At 29.9% G+C, this 9,687-nt stretch carries 11 protein-coding genes; all 11 read left to right on the top strand.

Annotated features, from left to right (window positions below):
* The first annotated feature begins 145 nt into the window (after positions 1 to 145).
* The 11 genes from D1003_RS10820 to D1003_RS10765 all read left to right on the top strand — a co-directional run bounded on the left by D1003_RS10820 (position 146) and on the right by D1003_RS10765 (position 9,588).
* Positions 146 to 799, top strand: a complete 654-nt coding sequence (locus tag D1003_RS10820) for an SLATT domain-containing protein (RefSeq protein ID WP_153937001.1) — start codon at positions 146 to 148, stop codon at positions 797 to 799.
* A 240-nt stretch (positions 800 to 1,039) separates the two neighbouring features.
* On the top strand, positions 1,040 to 1,651 hold the full coding sequence (locus tag D1003_RS10815; RefSeq protein ID WP_153937000.1) for a hypothetical protein: 612 nt from the start codon (positions 1,040 to 1,042) through the stop codon (positions 1,649 to 1,651).
* A gap of 28 nt (positions 1,652 to 1,679) precedes the next feature.
* On the top strand, positions 1,680 to 2,012 hold the full coding sequence (locus D1003_RS10810) for a hypothetical protein (protein ID WP_153936999.1): 333 nt from the start codon (positions 1,680 to 1,682) through the stop codon (positions 2,010 to 2,012).
* A gap of 512 nt (positions 2,013 to 2,524) precedes the next feature.
* Positions 2,525 to 2,866 (top strand): lipocalin family protein, encoded by a 342-nt coding sequence (locus D1003_RS10800; RefSeq protein ID WP_052911685.1) that lies wholly within the window; start codon positions 2,525 to 2,527, stop codon positions 2,864 to 2,866.
* Positions 2,867 to 3,182: 316 nt separating this feature from the next.
* Positions 3,183 to 4,409, top strand: coding sequence for a DNA cytosine methyltransferase (locus D1003_RS10795; RefSeq protein WP_153936997.1), 1,227 nt, complete (start codon positions 3,183 to 3,185; stop codon positions 4,407 to 4,409).
* Positions 4,406 to 5,536: a restriction endonuclease gene (locus D1003_RS10790; RefSeq protein WP_311710138.1), complete on the top strand. Its 1,131-nt coding sequence runs from the start codon at positions 4,406 to 4,408 to the stop codon at positions 5,534 to 5,536. Before D1003_RS10795 ends, D1003_RS10790 begins: the two co-directional genes overlap by 4 nt.
* Before the next feature lie 214 nt (positions 5,537 to 5,750).
* Positions 5,751 to 6,095: a type II toxin-antitoxin system RelE/ParE family toxin gene (locus D1003_RS10785; RefSeq protein ID WP_052911847.1), complete on the top strand. Its 345-nt coding sequence runs from the start codon at positions 5,751 to 5,753 to the stop codon at positions 6,093 to 6,095.
* On the top strand, positions 6,085 to 6,384 hold the full coding sequence (locus tag D1003_RS10780) for a helix-turn-helix domain-containing protein (protein ID WP_052911846.1): 300 nt from the start codon (positions 6,085 to 6,087) through the stop codon (positions 6,382 to 6,384). Before D1003_RS10785 ends, D1003_RS10780 begins: the two co-directional genes overlap by 11 nt.
* 166 nt (positions 6,385 to 6,550) lie before the next feature.
* Entirely contained in the window at positions 6,551 to 7,942 is a 1,392-nt protein-coding gene (locus D1003_RS10775) for a DUF3696 domain-containing protein (RefSeq protein ID WP_153936996.1), read from the top strand.
* Entirely contained in the window at positions 7,942 to 8,799 is an 858-nt protein-coding gene (locus tag D1003_RS10770) for a hypothetical protein (protein ID WP_153936995.1), read from the top strand. The genes D1003_RS10775 and D1003_RS10770 overlap by 1 nt, the downstream gene beginning before the upstream one ends.
* 339 nt (positions 8,800 to 9,138) lie before the next feature.
* Entirely contained in the window at positions 9,139 to 9,588 is a 450-nt protein-coding gene (locus D1003_RS10765; protein WP_013447212.1) for a GyrI-like domain-containing protein, read from the top strand.
* The last annotated feature ends 99 nt before the right edge of the window (positions 9,589 to 9,687 follow it).

The raw sequence follows: 9,687 nt of genomic DNA, 5'->3' as shown, positions 1-9,687 counted from the left end.
TTGCCGCAAGCGGGGTTAATTGTTTTTTTAGAAAATTTTGTTTACTTTTGAAGTATGGTATTTTAGTTGAAGTTAGGTGCTAATAAGCCCCGCCTTCGGCAATACCCGGACCGTTACCTACAATTTTACCCAAAAATCGCCAATAATGACTGAATATGAGAATAAATCAATTTTTCAAGGCTCAAAAGAGTATCTTGAAAAAAGTTTTTTAGAAGAATTAAATTATAAGATTTGGTCAACAAAAGGTGCCAGATTTGAAGCAGATAAAAGGTTGACAATCGTTTCGAAAACTTCCAGCATAACTTTATCAATATTCTCCGCTTATTTGATAATATCGGGGTTGATTTCCGTGTATAATATTAATTCCGACATAAAAATTGATGTAATAAATTATGTTGTTACTGCCTTAAGTATTTTACTTTTAGTGTTATCACAATATGAAAATTCGCAGAATTATAATTTGAGGGCGAATAATTATCATAATTGTGGTTTGGAATTAAGCAAACTTTATAACGAATTACGAAACTTTAAAACATTACACGAAAACCCTTCCGAATATACAAAAAGAGAATTCGCGTTAAAACTTTCTCAAGAGTATCAAAATATATTATCAAAATATGAAAATCATTTGACTATTGATTATCAAAATTTCAAGATAAGCCACCGTGAATATTTTACAGAAATTCAACAAAAAGATATTAATAAGATAAAGCGTATAAATTTTTGGATTAGATACGGTTGGTATACATTAATTTTAATTTTAACGCCAATACTTATATTTATTATTTGTTTAATTTAAAAAACTGTAGGTAACATAGTATTTGCAAAAGGCGGGGAGAAGTGTTGAATTGAAAAGCGGAAATATTTAGTCGCATATGCTTTTCAATTCAACTTTTTTTTAATAATTTAGTTTCATTGAAAAAGCATCTGCTTTGGTTCGTCGAAATTGAACTTTTCGTTCAATTTAGTCCGCCCTTCGCAAATACTTTTTCCGTTGTGCGATATGCTATACAATTAAGCGAAATGACAGAAGAAGAAAATGTTACTTATATTGTTCTTACTGATATTGATAATTTTTTTGCTGTACAAAATAACTCTATGGATAGGTAAAAATAAAAAACGAGTTAATTGGGCTTTATCTTTACTTGGGATTTTGTTGTTAGTTAAAATCGTTGATTTTGTATTTTTTACAAAGATGGAATTTATACAATCAAGGGTTTACCAAAATATGTATTTGATAAAAAATCCTGTAAACAGTAAAGATAGTGTTTATTCAATTATTAAACAGATTTGTTTGGAAAGAATGAACAAAGAGTTTATCGGTAATGAAACGAAGTATCGATATTACAACAGGGACAGCTCAAAAGTATGGTTAAATTATGATTTGGAATTTTATAACTATTCAGATGATTTTTTTGGAAGTAATACAGCACATTTCATAGAATATGAAGAGGACGATGGCGGACCTACAAGTATGCATTTTTTATCTGAAATTGAAAATGAAAAATTATCACGGTTTAGCATTCATTATTGTGAAAATGACACGGTAAATTATTATGCTAAAATAACTTATTATGATAATGAAAGGGAAATAAAAACGGATACTATTGTGAATAATTGTTGTACTTTAGGAACGGATACGCTAAACTGACATTTTACACAAATAAAAAGAAAATGAAATGAAAAAAATAATTGGTTTATCATTATCAATAATGACAATTATCACTTGCGGTTGGTTAATTGCAGAGAATTTAGGTCGCCTTGATATTGCATCTAACAAAGCTGATACTTGGGTAATGTGGGAGAAACAAAAAATAGACGAGAGAACGGATATTGATTTTTGTAAAAAACAGGTACTAAAAAGTGAATTGGATTGCAGAAGAAGAAATGACAGAATAAAATCTGATATTGCTCTTCAAACATTGCATACAGCTATTTTCATAATTATTATTCAGTTGATTTTATTGGTTTTCATTGCATTAATGCCTAAAAAACTAAATTCAAACAAGTAAAGAAATGCACTTACGAATACTTTTTATTTTGTAAAAAATACCAATGAAATATTGGTCAAAAAATAAGCGAATCTAATAGAAAAGTACAGTACAGATGGGTAAAAATAGAAAAAGAAAGACAAATGGGAATTTCAATATATGATAAAATAAGCACAATCGCACAACAAGGTATTGCCGCAAGCGGGGGTTAATTGCTTTTTTAGAAAATTTTGTTTACTTTTGGAGTATGGTATTTTAGTTGAAGTTAGGTGCTAATAAGCCCCGCCTTCGGCAATACCCTAACCGATGTGGCGAAATCCGCTTCGCTCCTTTCGCCACATCGGCTCGGTGGCTTACACCGCCTGATGGGCTCGTCGCTTCGCGAACTTCGCCCATCAAGCGGTTTTGCAAAGTTTCCTCTTGGAAGCAGAGCTTCCAGAGGAAACTTCGCAAAGCCGCCGAGCCGTTGTACGCAATTTTAGAAAAACATACGCATAAAATTGAAATACGATAATGTCTAAATTTATACAATTATGAGAAAAATTCTGTTAACTTTTGCTCTAATTTGTCTGTTTATTTCTTGTAGCAGGGACGAGAACAATACTGCTCTCAACGGAACGTTTTCCGAAATCACACCTATTGGAAACAGGACAAAGATGAATTTTAAATCACAGAATATACTTTCCATAATCAAACCCGATAGTTCTGACGATTTTAATTATCAAATTGATGGTAATAAAATACACTTGAGTAACAATATGGGATATAAGGCTACTTTGGAATTTGTGAAAATCAGTGACAATGAATTTAAAATTGAAAATCTGTACGTCAGTATTCCTGAATATCCAAAATCTTATATCAGTTTTCGAAAATAAAAAACTGCGTACAACATAGTATTTGCAAAAGGCGGAGTTTAGGAATGATAGGAAGTTTAGTAATATTTCATTGCAAAATGCTTTTCATTTCCACAATTTTGTTTAATTTAGTGGCATTGAAAAAGCATTTGCTACGGTTGGACTGAATTGAACTTAAGGTTCATTTCAGTTCCGCCCTTCGCAAATACTCAGCCGTTATAGCCAATGCCTTGATAACGTGTGTTATAAAATAAAAATAGGTTAAAAAATAACGAAACAAAATACAAATACATTATATTTTTGTAAATTGCGACTTCAAAATTTAAAGCAATATAAAATGTTGATAAAAGAGAAAATAAGCATTGAAGAACTTGATAGCAAAAGTTATCAGGTTAGGCTTGTTGAACCTCTTGAAGAAGAAAAAGCGGTTTTAACTCATTATCTTCACAACATACATAACGGAGTTTCAAAATACTACAAAAAAGAAGCATTAACTGTTCTTGAAAATTATGTTGAATACAAAAACGAAAGTGAAGTTTCAATTGTAGTAGAGGAAGCTCTAAATCAATTTTTATTTGAAGTTGAAAACGTTCCGTTTCCAACACCCGAAAATTATACTTTCAAATTTATTGACCTTTTTGCAGGAATTGGAGGTTTCCGTATTGCAATGCAAAACGTTGGAGGAAAATGCGTTTACACAAGTGAGTGGAACAAAGACGCTCAAAAAACTTATCGTGAAAATTTTGGTGAAATTCCATTTGGAGACATCACAAAAGAGCGTGTAAAAAATTATATTCCTACTGAATTTGATGTTTTATGTGCAGGTTTTCCTTGCCAAGCGTTTTCGATTGCTGGTTATCAAAAAGGATTTTCCGACACACGAGGCACACTATTTTTTGACATTGAACAAATAATTGAAAAACATCGACCAAAGGTCGTGTTTTTGGAAAATGTCAAAAATTTAGTTTCTCACGACAATGGGAAAACTTTTAAAGTTATCATTGAAATTTTAGAAGAAAAGTTAGGTTACAAAGTGTTTTATGAAGTGCTAAACTCAATGACACACGCAAATGTACCACAAAATAGGGAGCGAATATTTATTGTCGCTTTCGACCCAAAACAAGTGAAAAACTATAAAAAGTTTAAATTTCCAAGTGAAATTAAATTAACAAAAACTATTCACGACATTTTGGAACAGGGTAAACAAGATGATAAATATTATTATCCTGAATCGCATCAATATTATCCTGAACTTGCCAAAACGATTACCAAAAAAGATACAGTTTATCAATGGAGAAGAGTTTATGTAAGAGAAAATAAAAGCAATGTTTGTCCGACTTTAACTGCAAATATGGGTGCAGGTGGGCACAATGTACCTTTAATTAAAGATGATTTTGGAATTAGAAAATTAACACCAAAAGAGTGTTTTGCGTTTCAAGGTTATCCAATGGATAAATATATCTTACCTCCTATTGCAAATAGTAAATTATATATGCAGGCAGGAAATTCTGTTACAACACCATTGATTGAAAGAATCAGTAAAGAAATAATGAAAGTGTTGTGAAATCATTTGCAGAAATCGACATAGAAAACAACGGAAATTATTTGAAACTACTGAAAGCAGTTTCAAAACTTTCGGGTCTTTTTAGTGAAAGTGCCGTTCCTTTTATCAATTATCGAGTTGCAGAAAATATCTTTTGTAGGAGTTTTGATGCAGGAAATCTTTCTCGTTCAGATACTGCTTTTGATGCAAATTATAATTCTATTGGTGTTGGCTTGAAAACTTTTGTTTGCAATACGAACAACAGTACCGAAAAAGTTGCAGAATTTAACTCACTTTCAAGAGTTTTAACTGATTTTCAAGGAAAAGATTTAGCTCATAAATTGGCTGAATTTAGAAATGAACGTATTGATTTAGCAAGGCGTTTGTACAATATTGAAAGTTCGCTTTATCATATTGTTGCCAGAAAAAACAATGAGTTAGTTCTTTTTGAAACCGATTATGACAAAATCGACATCAAAAATATTCATTCAGTAAAGCAAAATAATGCAAGTTTACAGTTTGAAGATGGTAAGAATTTTTACAGTTTCAATTACTCGAAAAGCACACTTTTTAGAAAGTTTTACATTCCTCAAAATGCGTTTAAACTTCCAATTGAGATTTTGGAAGACCCATATACTTTATTGTTGGAACTTTTTGAAGATAAAACTTTAAAACCAGCTACAGACAAATTTATAAGAGGGGTAAATTATGTAATTTTACCGCTTTACGGGTTTCAAAAAAAACAGAAATTTGTATTTGAAAAAAGTGGCTTAAATCAATGGAATGCAGGAGGAAGAAAACGAGATTTTGGAGAGGTTTACATTCCAATTCCAGCTGAAATTCACAGACAATTTCCTGACTTTTTCCCTGAAAGAGATAAAATGTTTGAGCTGAAAATCCCAACAGGTGAAATATTTTCTGCAAAAGTTTGTCAAGACAATTCAAAAGCATTGATGACAAATCCAAACAAAGCTCTTTCGGATTGGTTGTTACGTAAAGTTTTTCAAGTAAAAGAAGGAGAACTTTTGACAATCGAAAAAATGAACGAACTTGGTTTTGATAGTGTTGTAATCATCAAAGACGAAAAAGGAAATTACAAAATTGACAAAGCAAAACTTGACAGCTACGAACAATTTATAACCGAATAATTGGCACTGGCTATAACAAGGTATTGCCGCAAGCGGGGGTTAATTGCTTTTTTAGAAAATTTTGTTTACTTTTGGAGTATGGTATTTTAGTTGAAGTTAGATGCTGAGAAGTCCCGCCTTCGGCAATACCCGACTTTAGCAGACATATAGTTAAAAATTTCGCATAAAAATAAAGTTGCACATTTGAACAACTTTTTATATATTTGTAGACGATATGGAAGAAAAGAAATTTAGAAGTGTTTTCGCTTATAAAAATTACTTCTTTGACTTCTTCCAAAAGCAGAAGCCAAAAGTAAAAGAGAAAATATTATGGACTTTTATGGTAATAGAAACTGTTGAAAAAATCCCAACCGAATACTTTAAACATATGGAGGGAACTGACGGACTTTATGAAATAAGAGTTCAGTTTGGAAACGATATTTTTAGGATATTTTGTTTTTTTGACGAAGGGAAACTGATTGTTCTTACCAATGGATTCCAAAAGAAAACGCAAAAGACACCGAAAAAAGAAATTGAAAAAGCATTAAAAATTAAAAAGGAATACGAAAATGAAAAATAAAAATTTAACTTCCCTAACTGAAATTCTTGACAAAGAATACGGAAAAAAAGGAACTAAAAAAAGAGATGAATTTGAAAAAGGATTTGAAGAGTTTAAGCTCGGAGTTCTAATTCAGCAAGCAAGACTTGAAAAAGGTCTTACACAAGAGCAACTTGCTAAAAAATGCGGAACAAATAAAGGTTATATTTCAAAAGTTGAGAACAATATTAAAGATGTAAGGATTTCTACACTTCAAAAAATTGTGGAAATTGGGCTTGGCGGAAAATTGAATCTTGGAATTAACTTATAATCGACAGAATACGTCTGCTAACAAGGTATTGCAGCAAGCGGGGTTAATTGTTTTTTTAGAAAATTTTGTTTACTTTTGGAGTATGGTATTTTAGTTGAAGTTAGGTGCTGAGAAGCCCCGCCTTCGGCAATACCCGACCGTTAGCAGCAATAATAAAACAAAGATTATGTTTAATTTAACTATAAATAATTTTAGAAGTTTTCAAGAACAAGATTTTAATTTTTCGAGAATAAATATTTTAATTGGAGAAAATAGCGGAGGTAAAAGTTCACTTATAAAATTCTTACTTGCTTGCAAACAGACACTTAAATCTCAAGTAGAATCAAATTTTAAGTTAAAAGGAATCTTAATAGATTTAGGAAATTATGAGGAAATGATTTACCAAAAAGAATCTAATAGAGATTTGAAATTTAAATTTTCTAATACTGTAAAATACGCACAATATTTTACAGATAATTATGAGCATTATATTGACTTTGATGAGGACGAGAAAAAAAGAAAATCTCTTTTAAAAATTATTGAAAAATATATTAATGAAGAAACTTCAGTTGAATTTACAATAAATAAAAATTTATCAATTCATAATAGTATTAAAACAATATTTTCAAATTCAAAAGCAGGAACTCTTGAAATCATACCACAATTAAGAAGTGATAATGAGGATTTTTTCAATGAAATGAAATGTGATCTAGTTTTTAATTTTAAAAAGGTTAAAGGTGTAGTAAAAAACGTAACTTTTTACAAAGAAGGCTTTTTCAGCATCATAAATGCAAATTTAAAAAAGATACTTACTGAACAACATCCCGAACATAAAGATTATCTATTTTATACAATTGCATATTTACTTCTATATCAAAACTTTTTAATTATTAACATTGATAAACTTAGATATGTAAATCCAATACTAGGAAGCTCACCTAAAAGATTTTATTTTCAAGAGGATAGAAAATCTAGTTATAATATAACCGATATTGAAAAGTTTATTAATATAATAGGAGATCCTTTTTTAACTAAAAAAGAATCCAAAGAGAGAATTGATACTTTAAACAAAGTAATTAAGAAACTTGGTATAGCTGAGAAAATTGAAATCAAGAAAAATGAGGAAATGTCAATTCTAAGCATAAATGTAAAAACTAAAGAATTTTGGTCAAATTTAACTGATGTTGGATATGGAGTTTCACTACAACTACCAATTTTATTTCAAGCAATATTATCAGAAAATTATACAAATGGTCAAACTTTATTAATTGAGCAACCTGAAGTTCATTTACATCCCAAACTTCAAGCTAATTTTATAGAAACTTTATTAAGTATAGGGAATAAAAACTCATATTTTATAGAAACTCACAGTGAACATATGGTTAGAAAACTTCAGGTTTTAGTTAAAAATAAAACTTTTGGAATCACTAATGAAGATGTTCGTATTTATTATTTTAAAAGAGGCGAAAATAAATTCGAAATCACCGAACACAAAATTACAGAAGATGGACTATTAGATCATATTTTTCCAAATGGATTTTATGATACATCTTATAATTTAGCAAAAGACTTAATTTAATGAATATTCTGCCTGAATTAGAATTTTACGAAGAGATCTTTTGTAATGATAAAATCATTGCAAAAGATCTCTTGAATATAATTTTTAATGAGAATAATGATTTTGTTATTAATAGAGAAATTATTGATTATATAGAAAATAATGTTCACGAAAAAAAGAAAGACTTGCTTGAAGCTTTTATAAAAGAACTAATTGATTATCAAAGACTTAAAAGCGAAAAAAGTTTAAAGGTTGCTGACTACATTAATACTGCAAAAAATTATTATTCAAAATGTAATGAATATTACTTAACACCTTTAACATTAAATAAATCAAAATTTAATGAGGTTGATTTTCTTAACTTAATAAATTTATCAGATTATACAAAGAATAACTATAATTATATTGGTAAAGAATTATTAACAAAAGGCTTAATTTCTACAGATTTCGGCAATTATAATACCGATGATGAAATAGTTGATTTTATTGTTGAATTATTTAAGATACCAAGAAATATACATTCTGTAGAATGTTTTAACAGAGATTATAGCGCAAAATTTTTAAATATATTAAAAGGAAAAAAAATATATTATTATTCATTAGTAAAAAGAGAATTTCCCGCTAACATAGCTGAATACAAAGGATATCAAACTGAAATGAAAAAAGAAGTAGGTAGTCAATTAAAAATTTATTACACTAAAAAGAGAAAGCTAATCCATGAAAGAAAAATTTTCATTGGACCACTCAGCATAACATTTGATAATGCCTTTGAAAATATTTGCATTGATGAACCTACATGGACAATACTTATTGAATATAATAAAATCAAATATTCAAGATGGAGAGAAAAAACAAAAGAATTCAAATTATTAAATTAAAATATTACTGCTGCTAACATCGTATTGGCGAAATGGCGGTTTAAGGGTGAAATTGAAAGGTTCTCCTTTTTTTTTCGCAACAGCCTTTTATATTTCCTTTTTTCATAAATTCAGAAAATAATAAAAGGCTGTTGCTTAGCTTAGTGTAAGATTGGAAGTTTCGGCTTTCTAATCCGCCACTATCGCCAATACGCGGCCCGTTAGTGGCAATCGTATCAAAACGCACGGCTGAAAAGAAATTTTTTGAATATGAGCATTAACAAAGCCCAAATTCTAAAAAACATTCGAATTACAGTGCATTAACACATACAGAATAACAACAGTTGATAAAACAATAAAATGAAAAACGGATTTAAAGTAATTGGAATTTCCACTCGGACAACAAACAAAGACAACAAATCAAAGGAAGATTTGGGAAAACTTTGGGGGCAATTCTATGCGGAAAACATTTTTGAGAAGATACCGAATAAAGTATCAGATGAAATATTTTCAATTTATACTGATTACAAAAGCAACTACACCGAGGAATATACTACGATTATAGGTGTTCCTGTTTCAACACTAAATGAAATCCCTAACGGATTAGTCGGTCGGGAATTTGAAGCCGAGAATTTTCAAAAATTCGTAGCAAAAGGCGAAATGCCGAACGCTGTTATCAATACTTGGATAGACATTTGGAATAGAGACGAAGAACTCAATAGAAAATATACGTATGACTTTGAAGTATATGGGGAAAACAGCCAAAAAGGTCAAGATTCGGAAGTGGAGATTTATATCGCAACAAAATAAGGAAAAACACCTGCCGCTAACATAGTATTTGCAAAAGGCGGGGTTAAGTGTAAGTTGAAAGATTTGGTAAATTTATCCGCATCTGCTTTTCCGTATTAC

The sequence above is a fragment of the Riemerella anatipestifer genome (genome assembly GCF_009663465.1).
Taxonomy (GTDB): Bacteria; Bacteroidota; Bacteroidia; order Flavobacteriales; family Weeksellaceae; genus Riemerella; species Riemerella anatipestifer_C.
This window is presented reverse-complemented; position numbering and strand designations above follow the sequence as displayed.